The 24,634-nt window shown below is 63.9% G+C and carries 26 protein-coding genes; 20 read left to right on the forward strand and 6 right to left on the reverse strand.

Translation table 11 applies throughout. The features are described 5' to 3' along the window. Positions 1 to 96: 96 nt before the first annotated feature. From A6B35_RS29185 to A6B35_RS35780, 3 genes are all read right to left on the reverse strand, one after another. Positions 97 to 444, reverse strand: coding sequence for a DUF2946 family protein (locus A6B35_RS29185; protein ID WP_006200453.1), 348 nt, complete (start codon positions 442 to 444; stop codon positions 97 to 99). A gap of 194 nt (positions 445 to 638) precedes the next feature. Next, positions 639 to 1,556, reverse strand: a complete 918-nt coding sequence (locus tag A6B35_RS29190) for a GntR family transcriptional regulator (RefSeq protein ID WP_006200454.1) — start codon at positions 1,554 to 1,556, stop codon at positions 639 to 641. A 102-nt stretch (positions 1,557 to 1,658) separates the two neighbouring features. Beyond that, positions 1,659 to 1,835, reverse strand: coding sequence for a hypothetical protein (locus A6B35_RS35780; protein WP_156788627.1), 177 nt, complete (start codon positions 1,833 to 1,835; stop codon positions 1,659 to 1,661). On the opposite strand from A6B35_RS35780, the gene A6B35_RS29195 reads away from it, so the two are divergent. The 7 genes from A6B35_RS29195 (at position 1,816) to A6B35_RS29225 (ending at position 10,262) form a co-directional block, all read left to right on the forward strand. After that, positions 1,816 to 3,321 carry a UxaA family hydrolase gene (locus A6B35_RS29195; RefSeq protein ID WP_006200455.1) on the forward strand — a complete coding sequence of 502 codons (1,506 nt, stop codon included), beginning with the start codon at positions 1,816 to 1,818 and terminating at the stop codon, positions 3,319 to 3,321. The two genes, A6B35_RS35780 and A6B35_RS29195, sit on opposite strands and share 20 nt — an antisense overlap. 60 nt (positions 3,322 to 3,381) lie before the next feature. Then, on the forward strand, positions 3,382 to 4,380 hold the full coding sequence (locus A6B35_RS29200) for an aldo/keto reductase (RefSeq protein WP_006200456.1): 999 nt from the start codon (positions 3,382 to 3,384) through the stop codon (positions 4,378 to 4,380). Between the two features lie 331 nt (positions 4,381 to 4,711). Further along, positions 4,712 to 5,707, forward strand: coding sequence for an ABC transporter substrate-binding protein (locus A6B35_RS29205; RefSeq protein WP_006200457.1), 996 nt, complete (start codon positions 4,712 to 4,714; stop codon positions 5,705 to 5,707). Between the two features lie 124 nt (positions 5,708 to 5,831). Next, on the forward strand, positions 5,832 to 7,385 hold the full coding sequence (locus A6B35_RS29210; RefSeq protein WP_006200458.1) for a sugar ABC transporter ATP-binding protein: 1,554 nt from the start codon (positions 5,832 to 5,834) through the stop codon (positions 7,383 to 7,385). Beyond that, a complete protein-coding gene (locus A6B35_RS29215; RefSeq protein ID WP_006200459.1) occupies positions 7,382 to 8,347 on the forward strand; it encodes an ABC transporter permease in 966 nt (321 codons plus the stop codon). Before A6B35_RS29210 ends, A6B35_RS29215 begins: the two co-directional genes overlap by 4 nt. Positions 8,348 to 8,413: 66 nt before the next feature. Beyond that, positions 8,414 to 9,430 carry a zinc-binding alcohol dehydrogenase family protein gene (locus tag A6B35_RS29220; protein ID WP_006200460.1) on the forward strand — a complete coding sequence of 339 codons (1,017 nt, stop codon included), beginning with the start codon at positions 8,414 to 8,416 and terminating at the stop codon, positions 9,428 to 9,430. A 4-nt stretch (positions 9,431 to 9,434) separates the two neighbouring features. Next, on the forward strand, positions 9,435 to 10,262 hold the full coding sequence (locus tag A6B35_RS29225; protein ID WP_006200461.1) for an amidohydrolase family protein: 828 nt from the start codon (positions 9,435 to 9,437) through the stop codon (positions 10,260 to 10,262). On the opposite strand, the gene phnF is transcribed toward A6B35_RS29225, so the two are convergent. Next, on the reverse strand, positions 10,247 to 11,008 hold the full coding sequence (gene phnF, locus A6B35_RS29230) for a phosphonate metabolism transcriptional regulator PhnF (protein WP_006200462.1): 762 nt from the start codon (positions 11,006 to 11,008) through the stop codon (positions 10,247 to 10,249). The two genes, A6B35_RS29225 and phnF, sit on opposite strands and share 16 nt — an antisense overlap. Positions 11,009 to 11,146: 138 nt before the next feature. Here phnF and phnG point away from each other — a divergent pair, with 138 nt between their 5' ends. The 13 genes from phnG (at position 11,147) to phnE (A6B35_RS29295) (ending at position 22,301) form a co-directional block, all read left to right on the forward strand. Then, complete coding sequence (gene phnG / locus A6B35_RS29235; RefSeq protein ID WP_006200463.1) at positions 11,147 to 11,608, forward strand: phosphonate C-P lyase system protein PhnG; 462 nt, start codon at positions 11,147 to 11,149, stop codon at positions 11,606 to 11,608. Continuing rightward, on the forward strand, positions 11,608 to 12,219 hold the full coding sequence (phnH, locus tag A6B35_RS29240) for a phosphonate C-P lyase system protein PhnH (RefSeq protein WP_006200464.1): 612 nt from the start codon (positions 11,608 to 11,610) through the stop codon (positions 12,217 to 12,219). Before phnG ends, phnH begins: the two co-directional genes overlap by 1 nt. Before the next feature lies 1 nt (position 12,220). Further along, positions 12,221 to 13,333, forward strand: coding sequence for a carbon-phosphorus lyase complex subunit (locus A6B35_RS29245; protein WP_006200465.1), 1,113 nt, complete (start codon positions 12,221 to 12,223; stop codon positions 13,331 to 13,333). Then, positions 13,330 to 13,749, forward strand: a complete 420-nt coding sequence (gene fosX / locus A6B35_RS29250; protein WP_006200466.1) for a FosX/FosE/FosI family fosfomycin resistance hydrolase — start codon at positions 13,330 to 13,332, stop codon at positions 13,747 to 13,749. Before A6B35_RS29245 ends, fosX begins: the two co-directional genes overlap by 4 nt. Continuing rightward, the gene (locus A6B35_RS29255) at positions 13,746 to 14,645 is read left to right on the forward strand and encodes an alpha-D-ribose 1-methylphosphonate 5-phosphate C-P-lyase PhnJ (protein WP_006200467.1); all 900 of its coding nucleotides are present in this window, start codon (positions 13,746 to 13,748) and stop codon (positions 14,643 to 14,645) included. Before fosX ends, A6B35_RS29255 begins: the two co-directional genes overlap by 4 nt. Next, on the forward strand, positions 14,642 to 15,418 hold the full coding sequence (gene phnK / locus A6B35_RS29260) for a phosphonate C-P lyase system protein PhnK (protein WP_006200468.1): 777 nt from the start codon (positions 14,642 to 14,644) through the stop codon (positions 15,416 to 15,418). Before A6B35_RS29255 ends, phnK begins: the two co-directional genes overlap by 4 nt. A 2-nt stretch (positions 15,419 to 15,420) precedes the next feature. Further along, a complete protein-coding gene (gene phnL / locus A6B35_RS29265) occupies positions 15,421 to 16,128 on the forward strand; it encodes a phosphonate C-P lyase system protein PhnL (RefSeq protein ID WP_006200469.1) in 708 nt (235 codons plus the stop codon). Beyond that, the gene (locus A6B35_RS29270) at positions 16,125 to 16,742 is read left to right on the forward strand and encodes a DapH/DapD/GlmU-related protein (protein ID WP_006200470.1); all 618 of its coding nucleotides are present in this window, start codon (positions 16,125 to 16,127) and stop codon (positions 16,740 to 16,742) included. The genes phnL and A6B35_RS29270 overlap by 4 nt, the downstream gene beginning before the upstream one ends. 137 nt (positions 16,743 to 16,879) lie before the next feature. Further along, on the forward strand, positions 16,880 to 17,590 hold the full coding sequence (locus A6B35_RS29275) for a DUF1868 domain-containing protein (RefSeq protein WP_006200471.1): 711 nt from the start codon (positions 16,880 to 16,882) through the stop codon (positions 17,588 to 17,590). A gap of 182 nt (positions 17,591 to 17,772) precedes the next feature. Then, positions 17,773 to 18,630 carry a phosphonate ABC transporter ATP-binding protein gene (gene phnC, locus A6B35_RS29280; protein WP_006200472.1) on the forward strand — a complete coding sequence of 286 codons (858 nt, stop codon included), beginning with the start codon at positions 17,773 to 17,775 and terminating at the stop codon, positions 18,628 to 18,630. Between the two features lie 146 nt (positions 18,631 to 18,776). Further along, positions 18,777 to 19,685 (forward strand): phosphonate ABC transporter substrate-binding protein, encoded by a 909-nt coding sequence (gene phnD / locus A6B35_RS29285; protein ID WP_006200473.1) that lies wholly within the window; start codon positions 18,777 to 18,779, stop codon positions 19,683 to 19,685. 74 nt (positions 19,686 to 19,759) lie between these two features. Continuing rightward, positions 19,760 to 20,734 carry a phosphonate ABC transporter, permease protein PhnE gene (gene phnE, locus A6B35_RS29290; RefSeq protein ID WP_040582132.1) on the forward strand — a complete coding sequence of 325 codons (975 nt, stop codon included), beginning with the start codon at positions 19,760 to 19,762 and terminating at the stop codon, positions 20,732 to 20,734. 4 nt (positions 20,735 to 20,738) lie between these two features. After that, on the forward strand, positions 20,739 to 22,301 hold the full coding sequence (gene phnE / locus A6B35_RS29295) for a phosphonate ABC transporter, permease protein PhnE (protein WP_006200475.1): 1,563 nt from the start codon (positions 20,739 to 20,741) through the stop codon (positions 22,299 to 22,301). Here the strand turns inward: phnE (A6B35_RS29295) and A6B35_RS29300 are convergent. Next, positions 22,289 to 23,179, reverse strand: coding sequence for a sugar phosphate isomerase/epimerase family protein (locus tag A6B35_RS29300; RefSeq protein ID WP_006200476.1), 891 nt, complete (start codon positions 23,177 to 23,179; stop codon positions 22,289 to 22,291). The two genes, phnE (A6B35_RS29295) and A6B35_RS29300, sit on opposite strands and share 13 nt — an antisense overlap. Before the next feature lie 190 nt (positions 23,180 to 23,369). Continuing rightward, positions 23,370 to 24,557 carry a Gfo/Idh/MocA family protein gene (locus tag A6B35_RS29305; RefSeq protein ID WP_006200477.1) on the reverse strand — a complete coding sequence of 396 codons (1,188 nt, stop codon included), beginning with the start codon at positions 24,555 to 24,557 and terminating at the stop codon, positions 23,370 to 23,372. Positions 24,558 to 24,634 lie beyond the last annotated feature (77 nt).

Below are 24,634 nucleotides of genomic sequence, written 5' to 3' on the forward strand. Positions count from 1 at the left end.
TGGCTCCATGGATACGATATCGCGCCGTTGGCCGGTCGCGATCAGTTCAGCGTTGGATGAGTGCTCCCGCGAAAGGTTCCGCGAGGCCGCGCTGGCTCAGGACGCCGGTGGCGCACGCGGATTCGATGGAGAGCGATCACGGGCGAAATCGAGATGCCTGAAGGCCGGCAGCACGAAGGCGACGGCCTCGAAGGAGAGACTTGTGGCCAATGCGCCGGCATCGGGCGGCGGCGCATGAGCCGCGGAAGCCATGCTGCAGCCGAGCATGCAGCAGGCCGGCATATGCTGCGGATCGCCGCCGGAAGGCTGGGCAGCACCCTCATGGGTACAGATGACGTTGCCGAAGGCGTCGAGCAGCGCAGCATCCTGCGCCGTGGCGAAAGCGAACGCGCCTAGCGTCGTCTGGATGAGCAGCAGATAGGCCGCTACAAGCGCGGCCGGCATGCTCCATCGTCTCCGCCGGATGTTCAAGGACCCGCCTCTTTGATCAGCAACGGCAGATACCTAGCACGCGGCCGACCGGGCGAAAATCGTCAAATCATTGCTGCGGCAACGCGGCGCGACCAATGCATGTCGCCCAAAACTGTGCAGGGGTTTTGGGACAACGACATGCAGAGAAGCGCGTCGCATCGATCCGGTCAGGCACGGCGCGCATCAGGCACGTTGCGGCTGCCGGCCTCGGGGATGGAGGTCAAGAGCGTGTTGCGCGCCGACTTCAGATGCTTGCGGCAGGCGGCATCGACCTTGCCGAGATCGCGCGATTTGAGCGCCGCGATATAGACCAGATGCTCGGCGACAGCGACTTCGTTGCGCTCGCGCTCCTGCGCCTTGTTCCACTGGTAGTGGTAGTGGAAGATCATGGCGATGACGTCATAGAAATCGACGATGAAGCGGTTGTGCGAGGCGCGGTGGATCAGCCGGTGGAAGCGCTCGTCCAGCTCGGAAAACTCGTTGAAGCGGGAGGCGATCTCGCGCGCCAGCAGACGATGCTCGTCCTCCAGCCGGTCGAGATCGGCCCAGACCGGGCTTTCTTCCGGCAAGGCGGCAAACGCTGCCGCCGAGCGCAGTTCGAACATCTCGCGGATTTCGGTCAGTTCGAGCGCGAAGGCTCGCGTAAAACCCTTCAGCACCCAGTGGCTGTTGCGCCGCTTCTCGATCAGGCCGAAGCGGGAAAAGCGGATCAGGAACTCGCGCACGCTGGTGGTGCCGACGCCGATCTCGCGCGCCAGCTCGAGCTCGTTGATCTGCATGCCGGCTTCCGCGCCGCCGGCGAGCAGCCTCCGCATGAAGGAGCGCTCGATGATCTCGGCCAGCGTGTCGGTTTCTTCCTCGGGAAAGAAATCGTCCGGCCGCGGCGTGCGCAGAACCGTCTTGCTGCGCTTGTTCCAGGCGATCAGCCCGGTCTCTTCCATGCGCGCCAGGATGCTGCGCACCGTCGTGCGGCTGACGCCGAGCAGCGTGCCGAGCTCCGGCTCCGATGGCAGGCTCTTCGTTTCATCGAGCAGCCGCAAACAGCGGTTGTAGGCGTCCTTGTAGACGTTGTTGCTCTTCGACATCCCCTGCCCCGTTGCGCGCCGGCGCTTGTTGTGGCCGGCTTGAAGCGCGCTATGACAGATGTTCCTAGCGCATGCCCAGGAAAAGCGGAATCGCTTTCCGTGTCAGGCGCGGCTCCCTATCCTCCATGCATCCACCGGGCGCACGACCTTTCGAAAAAACAATTGACGTAAAAATGTTTTTTCACGATAAAAGACATTATCTGCAAACAGGCTGATGTCAATCCGCCAGCGCATCCCAGGAACCCCCAGGAAACTGTCCGTGAACGCCGCAAACAGCATTCTTCTTTCCCCGGCCGACAATGTCGCGGTCGCCAACGGCCGCATCGAGATCGGCACGGTGCTGCCGGGCGGCGCCGTTGCCGCCGCGCTGATCGAGCCCGGCCACAAGGTGGCGATCAAGCCGATAGCGGCCGGCGAGGCTGTGGTAAAGTATGCCCAGGCGATTGGCCGCGCCACGCAGGACATCGCGGCGGGTGAACATGTCCATTCGCACAATCTGGTCTTCGAGTCTGGCCGCCTGCCCGTGGTGCCGCCGAGCGAGGCCGAGCACGCCACCGAGGCCGACCGCGCCCGCACTTTCATGGGCTACCGCCGTGCCGACGGCCGCGCCGGGACGCGCAACTTCATCGGCATCGTCGCAAGCGTCAATTGCTCGGCCACCGTCTGCCACGCCATCGCCGACCAGGCCAACCGCGAGCTGCTGCCGAAATATCCGGGGATCGACGGCTTCGTGCCGATCGTCCACGGCCAGGGCTGCGGCATGAGCGGCACCGGCGACGGCATGATGGTTCTGCACCGCACGCTGGCCGGCTATGCCCGCCATCCGAATTTCGGCGGCGTGCTGATGGTGGGCCTGGGCTGCGAGGTCAACCAGCTTACCCTTTACGGCCAGAAGGGCGTCGCGGCCGGCAAACGCCATTTCAACATCCAGGAGGCAGGCGGCTCGCGCAAATCGGTCGAGAAGGCGATGGGCGTGCTGGCCGAGATCGCCGAGGAGGTCGGTAAGCTGAAGCGTGAGCCGATCCCGGTCAGCGAGATCGTCGTCGGCCTGCAATGCGGCGGCTCCGACGGCATGTCCGGCATCACCGCCAATCCGGCGCTGGGTGCTGCCGTAGACATCCTCGCCGACGTCGGCGGCATCGGCATCCTGTCCGAGACGACGGAAATCTATGGCGCCGAGCATCTGCTCGCCTATCGTGCGGCGAGCCCGGAAATCGCCGCCAGGCTCGACGGTTATATCAAATGGTGGGAGGATCATGTCGCCAAGCATGGCGCCTCGATCGACAACAACCCTTCGCCCGGCAACAAGCGCGGCGGCCTGACCACCATCCTGGAGAAATCGCTGGGCGCCGTCGCCAAGGGCGGCCAGACGCCGCTCAACGGTGTCTTCGGTTATGCAGAAAAGGTCACCGGACACGGCCTGGTGTTCATGGATACGCCCGGCTACGACCCGGTCTCGGCCACCGGCCAGGTGGCGGGCGGCGCCAATGTCATCGTCTTCACCACCGGCCGCGGCTCCTGCTTCGGCTGCCGGCCGACGCCGTCGATCAAGGTCGCCAGCAACTCGACCATGTATCACACCATGGAAGAGGACATGGACGTCAACTGCGGCGTCATCGCTTCGGGTGAGAAGACCATCGCCGGCATGGGTCGCGAGATCTTCGAACTGATCGTCGAGACGGCTTCGGGCCGCAAGACCAAGAGCGAGGCGTTCGGCTACGGCGACAACGAGTTCGTGCCCTGGCATCTCGGAGCGACGCTGTAGACCAGCCACGACCAACCAGACATGTTTAACCGGCCAGCGGCCGGAAGGGGAGGCTTTGCAATGAACAAGCGCCGCATCGGCACAACTGCGCTCGACGTCACCGAGATAAGCTTCGGCGGCGCGGCGATCGGCGGGCTCTACCGGGCCTGTTCGCGCGATGTGGCGATGGAAACGCTGCAGACCGCCTGGGACGCCGGCCTGCGCTATTTCGATACCGCGCCCTTCTACGGCTTCGGCCTGTCGGAACGCCGCTTCGGCGACTTCCTGCGCTATAAGCCGCGCGACTCCTATGTGCTTTCGACCAAGGTCGGCCGGCTGTTCCACCCCGTGCCGCAGGATCAGGTGCCCGATCACTCCTATGTCGATCCGCTGCCCTTCGCGCTCGACTACGATTATTCCTATGACGGCATCATGCGCTCGGTGGAATTCTCCTATGCCCGGCTCGGCCTAAACAGGATGGACATCCTGTTTGTCCACGACATCGGCACCTACACGCACGGCGTCGAGAAGACGAAGCTGCATTTTCGCCAGCTGATGGATGGCGGGCTGAAGGCGCTCGACGAGCTTAAGACATCAGGCACGATTTCCGCCTATGGCCTCGGTGTCAATGAAGTGCAGATCTGCCTCGACGTGCTCAACCGTGCGCCGCTCGACTGCATCCTGCTCGCCAGCCGCTACTCGCTGCTCGACCGCAGCGCCGAAGCCGAATTGCTGCCGCTTTGCCGGCAACGGCAGACCTCGCTGATCATCGGCGGCGTGTTCAACTCGGGCATTCTGGCAACCGGCCCGGTGCAGGGCGCGCATTTCGACTACCAGCCGGCCGGCAAGGACATTCTCGAACGCGTCGATGCGATGGAGAAGATCGCCGCCGAGGGCGGCTACCCGCTCGCGGCGGCGGCCTTCCAGTTCCCGTTGCATGAGCCGGTTGTCGCGTCCGTGCTGACCGGCACGGCCAAGCCGGCCAATCTGACGCGCAATCTGGAACTGCTCGAAACTCCTGTGCCGCCAGCAGAGTTCGCCAGATACGATCCCTATACGGTGGTGCAGGCGCTAGGCTGAGGCAACGAGCCTATTGTCCGGCCAAGGTCCCATGAACGGCTTCACGATCGCGAGAGAATGAATATTCCATCTTGACATAACGATGGAATTAATATTCCATCTCGATCAGAGAGGATCGGAAGCATCCGAACGTGGCAAAGAGGATCGGCGAAAGGAGGCTTGCCTCCTGTCGAGGCCACTCGGAGACGATACGAAACACCGCTTGCGTCGGCCGGATCGATGCACTATCAAAAAGCGGCAAATGTTTTTTATTGATAAAGTTCTGTTTGGGCCGCGCCTATCCGAATGGAGCTTCCGTAACCTTCACCGGGCGATCTAGGGAGGAACCCTCATGAAATTCGTGACCAGCATTCTCAACCGCCGCTCACTTGTGGCACTCGCGGCCGCCTCGATGCTTGCAGGCGCCATGCACTCGGCGCCGGCTTCGGCGGCGGACGTGACCATCCCGATCATCGTCAAGGACACAACCTCCTTCTACTGGCAGATCGTGCTGGCCGGCGCCCGCAAGGCCGGCAAGGACCTCGGCGTCAATGTGCCGGAACTCGGCGCTCAGGCCGAAACCGACGTCAACGGCCAGATCTCGATCCTCGAGAACGCCGTCGCCGGCAACCCGGCCGCCGTCGTCATCGCGCCGACTGAAGCCAAGGCGCTCGGCAAGCCGATCGATGAAGCCGCATCCAAGGTCAAGGTCATCGGCATCGACTCCGGCGCCGACTCCAAGGCCTTCACCTCGTTCCTGACCACCGACAACGTCCAGGGCGGCCGCGTCGCCGCTGACGGTCTCGCCGCGGCCATCGGCGAGGCCAATGGCGGCAAGGTCGAGGGCAAGGTTGCGCTCATCACCGCGCTTCCCGGCGCCGGCTCGCTCGAGCAGCGCGCACAGGGCTTCAAGGAACAGCTCAAGGCGAAATATCCGGGCCTCGAACTGATCGCCGACAAATATGCCGACGGCCAGGCCACGACCGGCCTCAACATCGCGACCGACCTGATCACCGCCAACCCTGACCTGAAGGGCATCTTTGCCTCCAACCTGATCATGGCGCAGGGCGTCGGCCAGGCGATCGCCGAGAACAACCTTGCCGGCAAGGTCGGCCTGATCGGTTTCGACAGCGACGAGAAGCTGATCAAGTTCCTCAATGACGGCGTCATTTCCGGCCTCGTCGTCCAGGACCCGTACCGGATGGGCTATGACGGCATCAAGACCGCGCTCGCCGCCTCGAAGAACGAGAAGGTTGAAGCCAATGTCGACACCGGCGCCAACCTGGTCACCAAGGCCAACATGAAAGAGCCGAAGATCGACGCGCTGCTCAATCCGAAGCTCGACTGAGCATCAGCATAGGCTCATAGTTTCCGGGGCCTCGCTGCCCCGGAAACACACTGCATGGCCTGGAAATCGGCCGGCGAGACCTACTCTACGTGCCCAATCGCAGGACCAATCTGGGAGGATTGTCATGACGTCCACGGCGCAGGAACTGCACCCGGCCCCGACTCTAGAGCCCGGCAGGACGATCCTCGAACTCAAGGGGCTGGAGAAGCGATACCCCGGCACCCACGCGCTGAAGCCGGTGAACCTCGCCTTCAAGTCCGGCGAGATTCACGCCATCGTCGGTGAGAACGGCGCCGGCAAGTCCACTTTGATCAAGCTTCTGACCGGCGTCATGCCGCGCACCTCCGGCGACGTCATCTGGGAGGGCAAGCCCGAAGCGCTAGCGACCCCGCACGAGGCGATGGCGCTCGGCATCAATGCCGTCCACCAGGAGGTCGTGCTCTGCCGCCACCTGACGGTCGCCGCCAACATGTTCCTCGGCGAGGAGAACTCGCGCTATGGCATCCTGCAGCAGCGCGCCATGGTCAAGGATGCGCAGAAGATCATCGACGATCTCGGCTTCGACCTGCCGGCGCATGTCGTGCTCGGCGACCTCACCATCGGCCAGCAGCAGCTGATCGCCGCCGCCCGCGCGACCGTGCGCGGCACCAAATTCCTCATCTTCGACGAGCCGACCGCCTATCTCACCCGCAAGGAGGCCGACCAGCTGTTCAAGCTGATCCGCCGGCTGAAGGGCGAAGGCGTCACCATCATCTACATCAGCCATCGCATGGAAGAGGTGTTCGAGCTCGCCGACCGCGTCTCGGTGCTGCGCGACGGCACGCTGGTCGGCACCAGGAACATTGCCGAGACCAACGACGCCGAGCTGGTCAAGATGATGATCAACCGCTCGATCGAGCAGGTTTACCACAAGGAGCATTTTACGCCGGGCGCGATGATCGTCGAAGCCAAGAACCTGTCCGGCAAGGGCTTCGAGAACGTTTCGCTCTCGGTGCGCGCCGGCGAGATCGTCGGCCTTTATGGCCTGATCGGCGCCGGTCGCAGCGAGTTCGTCACCACGCTTTACGGCCGCCACCGCAAATCGGCCGGCCAGATCCTGTGGGAAGGCAAGCCGGTCCAGGTCAATTCCGAGCACGACGCGATCAGGCTTGGCATGGCGCTGGCCCCGGAAAGCCGCCGCGACCAGGGCCTGTGCCTCAATCTGCCGGTCGGCCTCAATCTCAATTTGCCGATCTACAAGCGCATCTCCAGCAACATGCTGATCTCGGGCGCAAAGGAGAAGGCCGAGGCCGATCGCCAGATCGCCGGCCTCAGGATCAAGACGCCGACGCGCAGCGCGCTCGCCTCCAGCCTGTCCGGCGGCAACCAGCAGAAGATCGTCATCGGCAAATGGCTGGCGCACGGCGCCAAGCTGTTCATCTTCGACGAGCCGACGGTCGGCGTCGATGTCGGCACCAAGGCCGAGATCTACCGCCTGTTCGGTGCGCTGCTGTCCAAGGGCGCCGGCATCATCCTGATCTCGTCCTATTTGCCGGAGGTCTATGAGCTGGCCGACACGCTGCACGTGTTCCGGCGCGGCAAGCTGGTGGCCACGCACGGGTTCCGTACCGCCAATCACGAGGACATTCTCACGCAGGCGCTCGCCGAGAAACAAGAAAAACTGGGAGGACAGAAATGAGCACCGAGGCCATTGCCGCCGAAAAACCGAAGCGCAACTACAACGCCTTGTTCGGGCTGACGCTGCTGGCGCTGCTGGTTCTGTTGTGGGTCATCCTGTCGGTGGCGACGCAAAGCTTCGCCTCGGGCAACAACATTTCGAACCTGCTCCGCCAGGGCTCGATGATCGCCATCCTGGCGGTCGGCCAGACCTTCGTCATCATCACCGGCGGCATCGACCTCTCCGTCGGCGCGGTCGTCGGCTTCGCCACCGTCATCGCCGCCATGCTGATCAATGCCGGTGTGCCGGTCTTCCTCGCCATCCTGATCACGCTTCTGGTCGGCGTTGCCATCGGCCTGTTCCACGGCTTCGGCATCGTCAAGATGGGCCTGCCGCCCTTCATCATCACATTGGCGACGCTAACCTCGCTGCGCGGCATCGGCCTGCTGATGACCAACGGCAACTCGATCTCGATCAACAACGATGCCTTCCAGGAGTTCTCGCGCAGCTCCTTTGTCGGCGTCCCCAATCTGTTCTGGATGGTGATCCTGGTCGGCATTCCCGCCTACATCTTCCTGCATCACAGCCGCTGGGGCCGCTATCTGTTCTCGGTCGGCTCCAATGCCGAGGCCTCGCGCCTGTCGGGCGTCAATGTCCAGCGCACCATCTACATGGCCTACACGCTGTCCGGCCTGTGCGCCGCCTTCGTCGGCGTGCTGCTGGCCTCGCGCATCGGCATCGGCAACCCGACCCAGGCCGAGGGCTGGGAACTGCAGGCGATCGCCTCCTCGGTGATCGGCGGCACCTCGTTGTTCGGCGCCGTCGGCTCCGTGCACGGACCGCTGCTCGGCGCCTTCATCCTCGCCACCATCAACAACGGCGCCAATCTCTTGAACGTCAACGCCTTCTGGCAGCGCATCATCACCGGCGTGCTGATCATCGTCATCGTCTATTTCGACGGCCTGCGCCGCCGCGGCAAGTAAATTCCTCCCAGGAGCCGCCGGCCCCGCGAAAGCGAGGGCCGGCGGTATCGTGAATTGGATTGAAGCATGAAAGCAGTCGTTTGCCGCTCGCCCGGTGATCTTGTCCTGGAGGTCCGCCCGGCGCCCGGCGCGCCGCCGCCGGGATGGGCATTGGTGGCCGTCAGCCATGTCGGCATCTGCGGCACCGACTATCATATCTTCGAAGGCAAGCACCCGTTCCTCGCCTACCCGCGCATCATGGGCCACGAGGTCTCTGGCACGGTCGTCGACAAGGGCGACGGCGTCACGCTCAACGTTGGCGAAGCCGTCATCATCAATCCCTATCTCGCCTGCGGCAAATGCATCGCCTGCCGGCACGGCAAGCCGAATTGCTGCGTCAAGATCGAAGTGCTCGGTGTCCATCGCGACGGCGCCATGTGCGAACAGATCCTGGTACCGGCGCAAAACCTCTATCCGGCAAACGGCCTGTCGCTGGCCGATGCCGCCGCCATCGAATTCCTGGCTATCGGCGCGCACGCCGTACGTCGCGCGCGCGCTGATCCAGGCGCCCGCACGCTGGTCATCGGCGCCGGGCCGATCGGGCTCGGCACGGCGCTGTTTGCCCGCATCGCCGGGCTCGATGTGAGCCTGCTCGATATGAGCAGCGAGAGGCTTGGCTTCGCCGAGAGCGAGCTCGGCTTCGCGACGCTCGACGGCTCCCGCGCCACTGCGGCCGATCTGGTTCGCGGCGCGACCGGCGGCGAGGGTTTCGACGTTGTCTTCGACGCCACCGGCAACACGCAGTCGGTGCAGTCGGCCTTCGCCCATGTCGCGCATGGCGGAACCCTGGTCCTGGTCAGTGTCGTCAAGGACGACATCGTCTTTTCCGATCCGGAGTTCCACAAGCGCGAGATGACGCTGATCGGCAGCCGCAACGCGCTTGGCGCCGATTTCGACCATGTCGCCGCCTCGATTCGCAACGGCGCGGTGCCGCTGGCAAAACTCGTCACCCATCGCACGACCCTTGCCGCTACCCCTCTTGACCTCGCTCGTTGGGCGCATGAGAAATCCGGGCTGATCAAGGCCGTCATCGAGGTCGGATGAGCAGATGCGGATAGATGCGCACCAGCATTACTGGCAGATCGCCCGCGGCGACTATTTCTGGATGGGGCCGAATGTCGCGCCGATCGTTCGCGATGTCTTTCCGGCCGATCTGAAGCCGCATCTCAGCGCCGCCGGCATCGAACGCACCGTCGTGGTGCAAGCAGCGGCAACGGTCGCCGAGACCGAATTCATGCTCGACCTTGCCGAGACCGAGCCGAGCATCGCCGCGGTGGTCGGCTGGGTCGATCTCGGCGCCGACGACGTCGAGGCGACGTTGCGGCGGCTGGCGACACGGCCAAAATTCCGCGGCATCCGGCCGATGCTGCAGGACATCGAGGACACGTTCGACATTTTGAAGCCGAAGCACCTCGCGGCGCTCAGGCTCCTGCCCGAACTGAACTTGCGCTTCGACGCATTGGCGCAGCCGCGTCACCTGCCGGTGGTCGCGGCGCTCGCCGACCATATCCCGGAGCTTGCCATCGTCGTCGACCACGCCGCCAAGCCGTTCATCGCCAAGGGTATTGTCGAGCCTTGGGCTAGCGACATGGCGGCGCTCGCCAAGAGACCTTCGGTGCTGTGCAAGTTTTCCGGTCTGGTCACCGAAGCCGGGGCGAACTGGTCGATCGCCGGCCTGAAACCCTATGCCGACCACCTTCTCGCCTGCTTCGGCCCGGAGCGGCTGATGTTCGGCAGCGACTGGCCGGTGTGCGAACTGGCCGCCACCTACGAGAACTGGCTGGCTGCCGCGAAGGAGCTTCTGGCTGGCCTGTCGCCGGCCGAGCAGGATGCCGTCTTCGGCGGCAATGCCGCGCGTTTCTATGGCATTGCCTGATCGTTAGCCGACAATCTGAGCTCCACCCGTTCCGCCGGAAACCGCGACTCGGAAAACTGGATCGGCTGACCGTCGAGCGTCACATTGACCGCAATCGTCACCAGCACGATGGCGCCGGGCTGCAGGTCGAGATCGACCAGATCGGCGGCATCGGCGTGGCGCGCCGACAGCACCGTCGATTGCCTCAGATAATCGTTGATCCCAAAGCGCTTGAGCGAAGCAGTGACCGATCCGGTTTCCGCCATGGCGGCGTCGATACCGGCGAAGCGCTGGGCATCGAACCAGGCGGTCGCGCGCGACACCGGATGCCCGTCGGCTTCCCCGCGCGTCTCCAGCCGAAGCACGGTGGATCCTCTGGCAAGATCCAGGCCCTCGGCGACGCGACGGCTGGCCGGCTCGACCGACGACGCGAGGAGCACGATATGCCGTTCGGACGTCTGCCCTTGCAGGCCGGTCGAAAAGCGCGTGCGGGCGCCGATCGGGTAGGACAGCCGCTTGCGTGACAGCACGAAGGTGCCGCGCCCTTGCTCGGCCCTCAGCACCCCGTCCTGCACAAGGGCGGCGATGGCGCTGCGCACCGTGTGGCGGTTGACGCCATAGCGCTCGGCCAGCACCATTTCCGGCGGCAGCGCGGCATTCTCGGCGAAATCGCCGATCGCGATCGCGTGCAGGATCTGGTCGGCGATCTGCCGCCATAGCGAGACGCCACTGCGTCGCTCGATGCTGGCCGCTTGCTGCCCAATCATGTCCACCCCAATCGTCAATCGCCCCGATGTTTTCACGCGATGTCATGCACCCGTCATGGACTCGCGCTAGCTAACAGGTATAATTTGTATGGTTGTCTATATCAATATACAAATTAGCCGCAACGCAAGGAGCACGCCATGCGAGGACAGGAAGCCCGCGATCAGGCCGAACGCAAGGCGATCATGGCGACGCTGGCACAGTCGTCCGTCGACGACATCGCCCGTCTTTGGAGCGAAGCCGGCCTGCCTTCGGAAGCCGAACTGCTGCGCGGTCCCGAAACCGGCCTGGTCACCGTACGCGGCCGCATCGGCGGCGGCGGCGCACCCTTCAATGTCGGCGAGGCGACCGTCACCCGCGCCACGGTCCGGCTGCCGTCCGGACAGGTCGGTCATTGCTACGCGCTTGGCCGCGACAAGCGGAAGGCAAGGCTGGCGGCGATCGCCGACGCGCTGTGGCAGGAGCCCGCCCATCGCGAGACGGTCGAGACCAGGCTGGTCGCACCGCTGCGGGCGGCCCTGGTCGAGGCGCGCGACCGGCGGCGTGCCGAGACCGCGGCAACGAAAGTGGATTTCTTCACCATGGTGCGCGGAGAGGACTGATGGAGATTGCGGCTCAATCGATCGAGGGCGGCTTCGCCGATCCGGTGTTCAACGCCCAGACGGTCTTTCGCGCCGTCATGGATGCGATGGCGCGGCCGGGCAGCGTGCAAGCCCTGCCGGCCTTTGCCCGCCCGCCGGCGCCGCTCTCGGCGACGGCTGGCGCCATTGCGCTTTCGCTCTGCGACAACGACACGCCGCTCTGGCTCGATCTCACCTTACAGGCAGCGCCCGCCGTCAAATCCTGGCTCGGTTTCCACACCGGCGCGCCCTTGGCCAACACCCCGGCTGATGCGCATTTCGCGATTGTAGCCAACCCGGCGGAAATGATGGCGCTCGACGGCTTTTCGCAAGGCACCCAGGATTATCCCGATCGCTCTACGACGCTTATCCTGCAAGTCACCGATCTTGTCTCCGGCGCGCCGCTGTTGCTCGAAGGCCCCGGCATCGAAACCAGCGCGACCATCGCGCCGGCTCAGATGCCGCGTCATTTCATCGAACAGTGGAAGCAGAACGGCCAGCGCTTTCCGCGTGGCGTCGACATCATCCTGGCCACCGCCGACAGCCTCGCCTGCCTGCCGCGCACGACGCGCATCAAGACGATGGAGGCGTAAGATGTACGTTGCGGTAAAAGGTGGCGAAGCCGCAATCGCCAACGCCCACCGACTGCTCGCCGATCGCCGGCGCGGCGACCGTTCGGTACCGACACTTCGCCTCGACCAGATCGTCGAGCAGCTGGCGCTCGGCGTCGACCGGGTGATGAGCGAAGGCTCGCTCTACGACCGCGAACTGGCGGCACTCGCCATCGTCCAGGCGCGCGGCGACATGATCGAGGCGATCTTCCTGGTGCGCGCCTACCGCACCACGCTGCCGCGCTTCGGCTACACCAAGGCGGTCGACACCGGCACGATGCTGGTCGAGCGGCGCGTTTCGGCGACCTACAAGGACCTGCCCGGCGGCCAGGTGCTCGGTCCGACCTTCGACTACACCCACCGGCTGCTCGATCCCGAGCTTGCCGCAGGCGGCGACGTCGCCGAGCCTTTGCAGCGCGAGAGCGAGGCGGAAGCCATGCCGCGCGTTTCGGCGATCCTCGCCCGCGAAGGCCTGATCGAACCGGACGGCGAGATGCCGCAGGACCACATCCCCGGCGACATCACCCGCGAGCCGCTTGAATTCCCGATGGCGCGCGACATCCGCCTGCAGGCGCTGTCACGCGGCGACGAGGGCTTTTTGCTGGCGCTCGGCTATTCCACCCAGCGCGGCTATGCCCGCAACCACCCGTTCGTCGGCGAGGTCCGCATCGGCGAGGTCGACCTGGAACTGGAAGTGCCGGAACTGCCCTTCGCCGTGCCGCTCGGCACAGTGCGCGTCACCGAATGCCAGATGGTCAACCAGTTCAAGGGCTCGGCCAAGGCGCCGCCGCAATTCACCCGCGGCTACGGCCTCGTCTTCGGCCAGAGCGAGCGCAAGGCGATGGCGATGGCGCTCTGCGACCGCGCGCTTCGTGCAAGCGAACTCGGCGAGGACGTCGTCGCTGCGGCGCAGGACGAGGAGTTCGTCATTTCGCATTCCGACAATGTCCAGGCGACCGGCTTCGTCGAGCATTTGAAGCTGCCGCACTATGTCGACTTCCAGGCCGAGCTTGACCTCGTGCGCCGCATGCGCGCCGAACACGAGGCCCGCGAAAACCCTGCGAAGGTCGAGGAAAAGCGGGAGGCCGCGGAATGATCGAAGGCCTGTCCCACATGACCTTCATCGTCCGCGATCTCGACCGCATGAGCGCGATCCTGACCGGCATCTTCGATGCGCGCGAAGTTTATGCCAGCGATGCCGAACAGTTCTCTCTGTCGCGCGAAAAATTCTTCCTGATCGGCGATCTCTGGATCGCCATCATGGAGGGCGAGCCGCTGCCGCAGCGCAGCTACAACCACATCGCCTTCAAGATCGACGACGCCGATCTCGGCCGCTACGCCGAGCGCGTAAGCAAACTCGGCCTCGACATGCGGCCGCCGCGCCTGCGCGTCGACGGCGAAGGCCGCTCGATCTATTTCTACGACGACGACAACCACATGTTCGAACTGCACACCGGAACGCTCAGTGAGCGGCTGGCGCGCTACGCCAAAGGACTGGAGGCCGCGCAGTGACCGACATCGCCACCTACAACTTCGCCTATCTCGACGAACAGACCAAGCGGATGATCCGCCGCGCGATCCTCAAGGGCATCGCCATCCCCGGCTACCAGGTGCCGTTTGCCTCGCGCGAAATGCCGATGCCCTATGGCTGGGGCACTGGCGGCGTCCAGGTCACCGCCTCGATCATCGGCCCGGATGACGTGCTCAAGGTCATCGACCAGGGCGCCGACGACACCACCAATGCGGTCTCGATCCGCGCCTTCTTTAAAAAAGTCGCCAAAGTCGCGGTGACCACCGAGACGGCCAAGGCAAGCATCATCCAGACCCGCCACCGCGTCCCTGAGCATCCGCTGACGGCGGGCCAGGTGCTGGTCTATCAGGTGCCTATCCCGGAACCGCTTCGCTTTCTCGAGCCGCGCGAGACCGAAACGCGTAAAATGCATGCGCTGGAGGAATACGGCCTCATGCATGTCAAGCTCTACGAGGACATCGCCAGGCACGGCCGCATCGCCACCACCTATGCCTATCCGGTCAAGGTCGAGGGCCGCTATGTGATGGACCCGTCGCCAACGCCGAAGTTCGACAATCCGAAGATGCACCGTTCGCCGGCTTTGCAATTGTTCGGCGCCGGCCGCGAGAAGCGCATCTACGCGGTGCCGCCCTTCACCGACGTGGTCAGCCTCGACTTCGAGGACCATCCCTTCGAGGTGCAGACCTTCGACCAGCCCTGCGCGCTGTGCGCGGCCGAGAACGTCTATCTCGACGAGGTCATCCTCGACGACCATGGCGGCCACATGTTCGTCTGCTCCGACACCGACCATTGCGAGAAACGCCGCGCCGACGGCCATCGTGGCCACCTCGCGCCTGAAACCCATCTTGCCTCGGAAAAAATGGAGCCGGCGCAATGACCGACGAACCGCTGCTGCGCGGCTCGGCGCTGTCCAAATTCTACGGTTCGCGCGTCGGCTGCGAGAATGTCAGCTTCGACCTCTGGCCGGGCGAGGTTCTGGCCGTGGTCGGCGAATCCGGCTCCGGCAAGACGACGTTGCTCAACTGCCTGTCGACCAGGCTGCTGCCAAGCTCCGGCACCGCCAGCTACCGCATGCGCGACGGCCAGTTCCGCGAGCTCTACCGCATGAGCGAGGCCGAACGCCGCTTCCTGATGCGTACCGACTGGGGCTTTGTCCATCAGAACCCGGCGGACGGCCTGCGCATGACGGTATCGGCCGGCGCCAATGTCGGCGAGCGGCTTATGGCGGTCGGCGACCGGCACTACGGCAAGATCCGCGCCACCGCCGTCGACTGGTTGTCGCGCGTCGAGATCGACGAGGACCGCATCGACGACGAGCCGCGCGCCTTCTCCGGCGGCATGCGCCAGCGCCTGCAGATCGCCCGCAACCTCGTTACCGGGCCGCGGCTTGTGTTCATGGACGAGCCTACCGGCGGTCTCGACGTCTCGGTGCAGGCGCGCCTGCTTGACCTGTTGCGCGGCCTCGTCACCGACCTCGGCCTGGCGGCGATCGTCGTCACCCACGACCTCGCCGTGGCGCGTCTGCTGTCACAGCGCATGATGGTGATGAAGGACGGCCACGTCGTCGAAAGCGGCCTCACCGACCGTGTGCTCGACGACCCGCGCGCGCCTTACACCCAGCTTCTCGTTTCTTCCATTTTGCAGGTGTGACCATGCCCACCCCGCTCGTTGTCTCCGATGTTGCAAAAAGCTTCACCATGCATCTGCGCGACGGCGTCACCTTGCCAGTCGTTGCCGGCGTCTCGTTCTCGATCCGGGCCGGAGAATGCGCCGTGCTCGGCGGTCCCTCCGGCGCCGGCAAGAGCTCCATTTTGAAGATGCTCTACGGCAACTACGCCGTCGACGAAGGCCAGATCATCGTCCAGCACGCGGACGGCCTGATCGATCTGGCCACCGCCAGCCCCCGTACCGTGCTTGCCGTGCGCCGGCAAACGATCGGCTATGTCAGCCAGTTCCTGCGCACCGTGCCGCGCGTCTCGGCGCTCGATGTCGTCGCCGAACCGCTGGTCGAGCGCGGCGAGGACCGGGAAGGCGCGCGGGCGAAGGCGCGCGCCCTGCTGGCGCGGCTCAACCTGCCGGAAAAACTCTGGGCACTGCCGCCGGCGACGTTTTCCGGCGGCGAGCAGCAGCGCGTCAACATCGCGCGCGGCTTCATCACCCATCACCCGGTCCTCTTGCTCGACGAACCGACCGCTTCGCTCGACGCCAGGAACCGCGACGTGGTCATCGCGCTGATCGCGGAAAAGAAAGCGGCGGGCGTCGCTTTGCTCGGTATCTTCCACGACCACGACGTGCGCGAGGCAGTGGCCGACCGCATCATCGACGTCACCACCTTCGCCGCAGGGAAGCGTGCCGCATGAGCAGGAAACTGTCGGAAGCGCCGCTCGTCCACGCGACGGCGCAGGTCGAGAATTCCACGCTCGGCCGCTGGACCGAGATCGCCGACCGCAGCCGGGTTTCGGAGAGCATCCTCGGTGACTATTCCTACATGATGCAGGACTGCTCCGTCTGGTGCGCGACGATCGGCAAGTTCTCCAACATCGCGGCAAGCGTGCGCATCAACGCCACCAACCACCCGACATGGCGGCCGACGCTGCACCACTTCACCTACCGCGCTTCCGATTATTGGGACGACGCCGAGCACGAAAGCGAGTTCTTCGCCCAGCGCCGCGCCAAACGCGTCACCATCGGCCACGACACCTGGCTCGGCCATGGCTCGACCATCCTGCCCGGCGTCACCGTCGGCGATGGCGCTGCGGTCGGCGCCGGCGCGGTGGTGTCGAAGGACGTCGCGCCCTACACCATCGTCGCCGGCGTGCCGGCCAAGCCAATCCGCGAGCGCTTCGACCGCCGCACCGCCGAGCGCTACCAGGCGCTTGCCTGGTGGGATTGGGACCATGCCGACCTGCGCGCTGCGCTCGACGATTTCCGCGAGCTGGAGGCGGAAGCGTTTCTGGAGATGTATGGCGGCTAGTGAATGGTCAATGGTGAATGGCGAATAGGGGCGACCAATTGGGCTCGACCCCAGTGAAGCCTTTCCCATTCACAATTCACCATTCACATCCCTGACACAGGACTCGGACAGGACACGGTCTTTCCCCGGAGACAGCAATGCTCGACAAGCCAAGACCCTCGCTCGCCGGCTTCTTCGAAGGCACCAACCCGACGCCTCCCGTGCATCTCGGCACGCGCTATGACAGATCAGGCAATTTTCTGTTCGAGCCCGGCAACACCGTCGTCAGCCATCTCGTCAGCGGCTCGCCTTCCGAAGCGGTGGTCATCGAGGTGCGCGAACGCATGCGCACCATGCCCGACGCCGACCGGCTGGCCTTCACGCCGATCTCCAGCCTGCACATAACGCTGTTCCAGGGCATCATCGAGTATCGCCGCCGGCTGCCCTACTGGCCGCAGGATGTGCCTTTAGACACCAGCATCGACGCTATGACCCGTCTTTACCTGGAACGCCTGAAGGGCTTCGAAGACCAGGGCGCATTCAAGGTCAAGGTCATCGATGTCGTGCCGACAGGGCTGACTGTTGCCGGCGCCTCGGACGACGACAGGGCCATCATGAGTGCATGGCGTGATGCCCTGTCGGTGCCGTTCGGCTACCGGCATCCCGACCACGAAACTTACGTCTTCCACATCACCTTCGCTTACCAGATCCGCCGGCTTGCCGACGACCGCGCAGCCGCATGGCAGGAGTTGTTCGCGGACTGCCTGTCGCTGTTCGAGCGCGAGGCGCCGGTGATCGAGATTAGGCCGCCGGCCTTCTGCAGCTTCCGCGACATGAACCATTTCGAAGAGCTTCTGGTTCTGGGTTGATCCCGTGCATGTCGCCCAAAGGCCCGCCGCGGTTTTGGGGCAACGACATGCACAAAGCGAAGGATCGCCACAGGCCTGTGGGCGGTAACAAAACTGACATCAATCCGACACCGCAGGTTCATGCGGCTGCGCTAGCCAAGGTTAACAGACCTGCAATCGCGACTGGACTGGAGCCCTGCCCCATGTCAGCAACCTCTGCCACGCTCGAAATCCGCGGTGTTTCCCGACGATTCGGCAAGAACACCGCCGTCAGCGCCGTCGACCTGTCGATCCCGCAAGGCCAGATGGTCGGTATCATCGGCCGCTCCGGTGCCGGAAAATCCACTCTTCTTCGCATGATCAACCGTCTCATCGATCCCAGCCAGGGGTCGATTTTTTTTGACGGCGCCGAAGTCTCGCGCCTGCAGGGCTCGCCGCTGCGCCGCTGGCAGCGCGACTGCGCCATGATCTTCCAGCAGTTCAACCTGGTGCCGCGCCTCGACGTGCTGACCAATGTGCTGCTCGGCCGGTTGAATCATCGTGCTACCATTGCCAATCTGCTCGGTATCTTCTCGCGTGAGGAACGAGCCGAGGCGATAGCAGCACTCGAGCGTCTCGACATCGCCCGCACCGCGCTGCAGCCGGCCGGCACCTTGTCCGGCGGACAGCAGCAGCGCGTCGCCATCGCCCGCGCAATGATGCAACAGCCGAAAATCATTCTTGCCGATGAGCCGATTGCCTCGCTCGACCCACTCAACGCCAAGGTGGTGATGGATTCGCTGCAGGATATCAATTTGCGCGACGGCATCACCGTCATCACCAATCTGCACACGCTGGACACGGCCCGCTCCTATTGCAACCGCATCATCGGTATGGCCGCCGGCAAGGTTGTGTTCGACGGACCGCCCGAAGACCTCAACCGCGAGGCTGTGCGCATGGTCTATGGCGCCGACAGCAACGGTGGCGAAATCTCCGAGACCATCACCTCGACCAGCGTCACCATCAAGCAAAGAATCACCGCATCCACTGGACCGCTCGAGCCCGCATTCCCGGGATACTGATCCATGATCCCGCAAGGTGGACGCCGGTTTGCGGGAAAGATCATGGACAAGCAAAAGCGCAATCTGGATCGCCAGCCCGCGTCACAGGCACCGTCAAAATTCGAACGCAGCCGGCGCGATGCCGGACTCAACAGGAGAGACTCGAGATGTTTAGGAAGATACTCTTCGGTGCCGTTTCCATCCTTGCCATGGCGATGGGCGCTGTCCAGGCACAGGACCTGAAGGAATTCCGCATCGGCATTCTCGGCGGTGAGAACGAGGCCGACCGTCTACGCAACTACCAGTGCTTCGCCGATCACATCAAGGAAGTCCTCGGTGTCGAGAAGGTTTCGCTGTTCCCGGCCGCCGACTACGACGGCGTCATCCAGGGCCTCCTTGGCGGCACACTTGACTATGCCGAGCTCGGAGCTTCCGCCTATGCCAAGGTCTATATCGAAAACAAGGACGCGGTTCAGCCGATCCTGACGACGGTGCAGACCGACGGTTCGACCGGCTACCATTCGGTCATGGTCGCACGTGCGGATTCCGGCATCAAGACACTCGCCGACATGAAGGGCAAGAAGCTCGGTTTCGCCGATCCCGATTCGACTTCTGGCTACCTGATCCCGGTCACGTCGCTGCCCAAGGACATTGGCATGGATGTGAAGAGCTATTTCGCGTCGACCGGTTTCGGCGGCGGCCATGAACAGCTTGTCCTTGAAGTTCTGAAGGGCACCTTTGATGCCGGCACCACCTGGGCCTCCGGCGTCGGCGACTTCAAGGACGGCTACAGCTCGGGCAATCTGCGCAAGATGGTCGACAAGGGCGTCCTCAAGATGGACGACCTCGTCGAATTGTGGCAGTCGCCGCTGATCCCGAACGGCCCGCTGGTCATACGCACCTCGCTCGACGCCGCTGCCAAGCAGAAGATCACCGATTTCCTGACCAAGCTTCCGCAGACCGATCCGGCCTGTTTCTCGGCGGTTCAAGGCGGTGACTTCAAGGGCTATTCGCCGGTCACTCCGGAATTTTATCAGGCGATCATCGACGCTCGTAAGGCGAAGATCGGCTCGTAAGCCTAAAGGCACGACGCCGCCGGGGCTAGAATGCCGCCGGCGGCGTTGCCGCGTCACGGGCTGGGAACCTATCGATGAGTGCTACCGACGTTTACCGCGCGCCTGCGCTCTCCACGGAAGGAGCCTTGGTCGAGCAGCACTGGCGCGACCTCGCCGCTCGCCGGCGCCTCTACACGATCGCAGGCCTGGTTTTCCTGCTGCTTGCGCTCTCGGGCTCGCTCTGGTTCGCCAACGAAACCAACGCCGGAAAGTTCTTCGACCGCCTTCCCCACATCGCCGATTTTTTCGTTGAACTGAAGCCGCGCGACTGGTTTGACCCGGTGCGCGCACTGTTCGACCTGCCGTCGCCCTATGACGATGGCAGCCTCAAATTCGACTATCCCGAAGGCCGGGTCTACCTCGCCCAGGGCATCTACATTCCGGAGTATTTCTACCGGATGATCGAGACACTGAACATTGCCCTGTTTTCGACGCTGGTCGGCTCCACCTTCGGTTTCCTGCTCTGCTTCCTGGCTGCCAGCAATATCACGGCCAGCCGCTGGCTCCGTTTCACCACGCGCCGCTTCCTCGAAATTGTCCGCGCCTTTCCGGAAATCGTCATTGCCGGTTTTTTTCTGGCGATCTTCTCGCTTGGGCCCATTCCGGCGATCCTCGCGGTCAGCATCCACACCGTCGGCGCGCTCGGAAAAATGTTCTTCGAAGTGGTCGAGAATGCCGACATGAAGCCTGACGAAGGCTTGCGGGCCGTTGGCGCCAATTGGGTCGAACGGGTGTGGTTCGGCATCGTGCCTCAGGTTCTGCCCAACTTCATGAGCTATTTCCTCCTCCGCTTCGAGATCAATGTGCGCGCTTCGACCATTCTCGGCGCCGTCGGCGCCGGCGGCATCGGCGAATCCCTGCGTCTTTCGATCAGCCGGGGCCATGAGGCCAAGACCATTGCCATCGTCTTTCTGCTGTTCTGCACGATTGTCGCCGTCGACCAGTTTTCGGCATGGCTGAGACAACGTCTTGTTGGCAGGCAGGCGTTCGCATACGGGCGCGGAGAGTAACGCAATGAACGCCGACGCCATCAACGACATCGCCGCTCGCCATCCGGAAGCGTTCCGACGCCCCTTGTGGAAGCGCTATGCCGCCCCGTTCGGCGTCCTTTTGTGCATTCTCTATACTTTTTACTGCTGGTGGTTCTTTTCGATAGGCATCGTTCTCGAAAAGGCGAACTGGAACCTGGCCGGCGCCTATCTCGCCGACTGGGTGTCTTACGAAATCCGCCCGGACATCGAGTTCAAGGACGATTATCTGACCATCGACTACTCCCGTTTCTCCAAACTGGGATCCAATCCAAATCCCGACTGGGTGATCAAACAGATTGCTGTGATCGAGCGCAGGGGTGGTGACGCCGCACCAGCACCGGCGATGGCCACTGACAAGTCATCGCAGGGCTCTTTCATGGCGCCTGGCGCGCCAACCGCCGAGAACCCTGCGCCCTCGCCAGACAAATCGGTTCCGGCTGCGCCCAAAACGGTTCGCGAAAAGGCCGTCGTCGCGGCGACCGTCGTCCTTGGAAGCGGCCAGATTGCCATTACGCCAGATCTTGTCACTGTGACGCGCGGTGCCGAAAGCGTCATCTTTGACATTGCCAAGGACAGATCAGTCACGCCGCGCACGCCGCTGCCCGACTGGATAGAGCAACGCAAACCAGGGTCGACAGCCTATGTTTCGTTCGGGTTTTTGGGCCGCGCCGAAGTGCAGAACGACGAGGTGATCGCCTGGAGGCGGTTTTTCGGCTGGGCCAATTTTGTGTTCGACACGAATTCCCCGTTCTGGGGAAAATCGTTCGGCGAGGTCGCTTCACTGATCGTTTCCGGGGAACGCATCGACGCGTCGCGATCAAACGCGGCGCTTGCCTGGGATAACATCCTCTACAACGCCGAGTGGCAGCACGGCGACGTGTGGCTGAAGCTTCTGCAAACCATCGTCATGGCTTTTGTCGGCACGGTGTTGGCCTCGATCGTCGCCTTTCCGCTCGCTTTCCTGGCCGCGCGCAACATCACCCCGAGTTGGATGGCCAACCAGGCCACAAAACGCTTCTTCGATTTCCTGCGGTCTGTCGACATGCTGATCTGGGCGCTGTTCTTCACCCGCGGCTTCGGTCCGGGACCACTGGCCGGCATGTCGGCGATCTTCTTCACCGACACCGGAACCCTGGGCAAACTCTATTCCGAGGCGCTGGAAAACATCGACGACAAGCAGCGCGAGGGCATCCGCTCGGTGGGCGCAACGCCGGCGATGGTGCAACGCTATGGCGTGCTGCCTCAGGTTCTGCCGGTGTTCCTTAGCCAATCCCTCTATTTCTGGGAATCGAACACGCGCTCGGCGACAATCATCGGCGCTGTCGGCGCCGGCGGCATCGGTCTGAAACTGTGGGAGGCCATGCGCACCAACACCAACTGGGCCAATGTTTTCTATATGGTTCTGTTGATCCTGCTTGTCGTTTTTATCTTCGACAACCTCTCCAACTATCTCCGCCGCAAACTTATGGGGACCGTCGGAAACGGCAACGACAAGCGGCCCCAGCGCACGCCCACCCGCCCGCTGCCGGCGGCTCAGATCGCCTGAGACGGAAAAGGCTTCGCTGCGTCCCCGGCACCAGCCTTCTTCCACCCATTCTTGATATGCTTGTAGCCGTCGCGATAGACGGCCTCGGGACTCTCGGAAAAATCGCGCCACACCTTGGTCGCCGCCGCCAGATCCTTGAGCGAACGGCCGAAGGACTCGATGGTCAGCCAGTCGTCATAGCCGCTGTTGCGGATGGCGGAAAACGTCTCGGCCCACGGAATGTTGCCGCGCCCCGGCACGCCGCGGTCGTTTTCCGAAATATGGACATGGACGACGTTGCGGCGGTTGCGCGTATAGGCGCCGATCGGGTCGGCCTCCTCGATATTGGCGTGGAAGGTGTCGTACATCGCCTTGATGTGCGGCCGGTCGATCGAGTCGATATGCTCGCACAAATCGTCCATCGTGTTCAGCAGATAGCATTCGAAACGGTTGAGCGCCTCTAGCCCGATGGTGACACCCCTCTTGCCGGCATGGTCGCCGATGGCGCGCTGCGAGGCGACCGAACGCTTCTTCTCGGCCGCCGTCGGCCCGCTGCCGGAAAAGGCGCCGAGCGTCGAATGCAGCGGACCGCTCAGCCTGTTCGCGCCAAGCGCCGCGCTGCAGTCGATCGCCCATTTCATGTAGTCGATCCCGGCCTTGCGCGTCGCGGCATCAGGCGAAATCAGGTTCGTCGAGGGATCGCCCATCGCCGAGACGGCGGTGCGCTCCAGCCCGATGCGGTCGAGCAGGTCGCCGAGCCTTTTGTAGTCGTCGGGCGTGCCGGAAAACACCGGGATCTCGACACCATCGAAGCCGGTGGTCCTGATATCCCTGAGTAGCGCCTCGTGCTTCTTCGAGACGCCGGTCGTCCACAAGAACATGCACATGCCGATCTTCATCGACATCCCTCCCCGCCATAAGTCCACTCATCCGGCCGCTTCGCGGCCACCTTCTCCCCGGAGGGAGAGGCGGTAGGCGCCGGGAATCTCCTCTCCCATCGGGGAGAGGTCGGATTGCCTCGAACTGCACTTTGCAATTCGGTTGGCAATCCGGGTGATGGGGATTCCAACCCTTAGCCGGCCGCCTCGTTCAGAGTTTGGTCCATGCCCCATTTTTCTTTGACGACTTCACGCAGGCCTCGATGAAGGCCATGCCTTCGACGCCGTCCTCGATGGTCGGGAAGACGACATCCTTAGCCGGCTTGCCGCCTTTCCTGCGCGCCGCGCGGATGGCGCGGGCGGCCTCCTGGTAGATGTTGGCGAAACCTTCGAGATAGCCCTCGGGATGGCCCGACGGCACGCGGCTGACGCGTCCAGCGACCGGCAGTGCGCCGGCGCCATTGCGGGTGAGCAACTGCTTCGGCTGGCCGAACGGCGTGTACCAAAGATAGTTCGGGTCGGCCTGCACCCATTCCAGCCCGCCCTTCGAACCGTAGATGCGCAGCTTCAGCCCGTTCTCGTGGCCGGGCGCAACCTGGCTTGCCCAGATCATGCCCTTGGCCGGATGCGCCTTGCCGACCAGCTTGAAGCGCAGCATGACGTTGATATTGTCGTCGAGTTGCCGCCCGGGCACGAAAGCGTCGAGGTCGGCCGACAGCGCATCGAGCTCCAGCCCGGAGACGAAGCGTGCCAGATTGTAGGCATGGGTGCCGATGTCGCCAAGCGCGCCGCCGGCGCCCGCCTGCTTGGGGTCGGAGCGCCACGCCGCCTGCTTCTGGCCGGTTGCGGCAAGGTCTTCGGTCAGCCAGTCCTGCGGATACTCCGACTGCACGATGCGGATGTCGCCGAGTTGCCCCTTGGCCACCATCTCGCGCGCCTGACGGATCATCGGATAGGCGGTGTAATTGTGCGTCAGCACGAACACCTTGCCGGTCTTCTCGACCACAGCAGCCAGCTTCTTGGCCTCGGCCAGCGTCGTCGCCAGCGGCTTGTCGCAGATCACGTGGATGCCGGCTTCGAGGAAGGCCTTGGCCGCCGGCACGTGCACGTTGTTGGGCGTGACGATGGCCACCGCTTCGATGCCATCCGGCCGCTTGGCCTCGGCCTTGGCCATCTCGGCGTAGGAGCCATAGCTGCGCGCCGGATCGAGCCCGAGCTCGGCGGCGGAAGCCTTGGCGCGCTCGGGATTCGCCGACAGCGCGCCAGCGACCAGCACGAAGTCATTGTCCATGCGCGCCGCGATCCGGTGCACCGCGCCGATGAAAGCGCCCTGCCCGCCGCCGACCATCCCGTAGCGGATCGGACCGCCTCCTGTTTCCGACTTCGATGCGCCGACCATTTTTGTCTCCCTCGTTCGTTGCTTGCCTCCCCCTCGAGGGGAGATCGATCCGCGCAGCGGATCGGGTGGGGTCGCTG

It is taken from the genome of Mesorhizobium amorphae CCNWGS0123, assembly GCF_001686985.1.
Classification (GTDB): Bacteria; Pseudomonadota; Alphaproteobacteria; order Rhizobiales; family Rhizobiaceae; genus Mesorhizobium; species Mesorhizobium amorphae.

What these genes read in the sequence shown, in the direction of transcription:
- A6B35_RS29185 (WP_006200453.1), bottom strand. Translation starts at nt 444, where the DNA reads ATGCCGGCCGCGCTTGTAGCGGCCTATCTGCTGCTCATCCAGACGACG.
- A6B35_RS29190 (WP_006200454.1), bottom strand. Translation starts at nt 1,556, where the DNA reads ATGTCGAAGAGCAACAACGTCTACAAGGACGCCTACAACCGCTGTTTG.
- A6B35_RS35780 (WP_156788627.1), bottom strand. Translation starts at nt 1,835, where the DNA reads ATGCTGTTTGCGGCGTTCACGGACAGTTTCCTGGGGGTTCCTGGGATG.
- A6B35_RS29200 (WP_006200456.1), top strand. Translation starts at nt 3,382, where the DNA reads ATGAACAAGCGCCGCATCGGCACAACTGCGCTCGACGTCACCGAGATA.
- A6B35_RS29205 (WP_006200457.1), top strand. Translation starts at nt 4,712, where the DNA reads ATGAAATTCGTGACCAGCATTCTCAACCGCCGCTCACTTGTGGCACTC.
- A6B35_RS29210 (WP_006200458.1), top strand. Translation starts at nt 5,832, where the DNA reads ATGACGTCCACGGCGCAGGAACTGCACCCGGCCCCGACTCTAGAGCCC.
- A6B35_RS29215 (WP_006200459.1), top strand. Translation starts at nt 7,382, where the DNA reads ATGAGCACCGAGGCCATTGCCGCCGAAAAACCGAAGCGCAACTACAAC.
- A6B35_RS29220 (WP_006200460.1), top strand. Translation starts at nt 8,414, where the DNA reads ATGAAAGCAGTCGTTTGCCGCTCGCCCGGTGATCTTGTCCTGGAGGTC.
- A6B35_RS29225 (WP_006200461.1), top strand. Translation starts at nt 9,435, where the DNA reads ATGCGGATAGATGCGCACCAGCATTACTGGCAGATCGCCCGCGGCGAC.
- phnF (WP_006200462.1), bottom strand. Translation starts at nt 11,008, where the DNA reads ATGATTGGGCAGCAAGCGGCCAGCATCGAGCGACGCAGTGGCGTCTCG.
- phnG (WP_006200463.1), top strand. Translation starts at nt 11,147, where the DNA reads ATGCGAGGACAGGAAGCCCGCGATCAGGCCGAACGCAAGGCGATCATG.
- phnH (WP_006200464.1), top strand. Translation starts at nt 11,608, where the DNA reads ATGGAGATTGCGGCTCAATCGATCGAGGGCGGCTTCGCCGATCCGGTG.
- A6B35_RS29245 (WP_006200465.1), top strand. Translation starts at nt 12,221, where the DNA reads ATGTACGTTGCGGTAAAAGGTGGCGAAGCCGCAATCGCCAACGCCCAC.
- fosX (WP_006200466.1), top strand. Translation starts at nt 13,330, where the DNA reads ATGATCGAAGGCCTGTCCCACATGACCTTCATCGTCCGCGATCTCGAC.
- phnK (WP_006200468.1), top strand. Translation starts at nt 14,642, where the DNA reads ATGACCGACGAACCGCTGCTGCGCGGCTCGGCGCTGTCCAAATTCTAC.
- phnL (WP_006200469.1), top strand. Translation starts at nt 15,421, where the DNA reads ATGCCCACCCCGCTCGTTGTCTCCGATGTTGCAAAAAGCTTCACCATG.
- A6B35_RS29270 (WP_006200470.1), top strand. Translation starts at nt 16,125, where the DNA reads ATGAGCAGGAAACTGTCGGAAGCGCCGCTCGTCCACGCGACGGCGCAG.
- A6B35_RS29275 (WP_006200471.1), top strand. Translation starts at nt 16,880, where the DNA reads ATGCTCGACAAGCCAAGACCCTCGCTCGCCGGCTTCTTCGAAGGCACC.
- phnC (WP_006200472.1), top strand. Translation starts at nt 17,773, where the DNA reads ATGTCAGCAACCTCTGCCACGCTCGAAATCCGCGGTGTTTCCCGACGA.
- phnD (WP_006200473.1), top strand. Translation starts at nt 18,777, where the DNA reads ATGTTTAGGAAGATACTCTTCGGTGCCGTTTCCATCCTTGCCATGGCG.
- phnE (WP_040582132.1), top strand. Translation starts at nt 19,760, where the DNA reads ATGAGTGCTACCGACGTTTACCGCGCGCCTGCGCTCTCCACGGAAGGA.
- phnE (WP_006200475.1), top strand. Translation starts at nt 20,739, where the DNA reads ATGAACGCCGACGCCATCAACGACATCGCCGCTCGCCATCCGGAAGCG.
- A6B35_RS29300 (WP_006200476.1), bottom strand. Translation starts at nt 23,179, where the DNA reads ATGAAGATCGGCATGTGCATGTTCTTGTGGACGACCGGCGTCTCGAAG.
- A6B35_RS29305 (WP_006200477.1), bottom strand. Translation starts at nt 24,557, where the DNA reads ATGGTCGGCGCATCGAAGTCGGAAACAGGAGGCGGTCCGATCCGCTAC.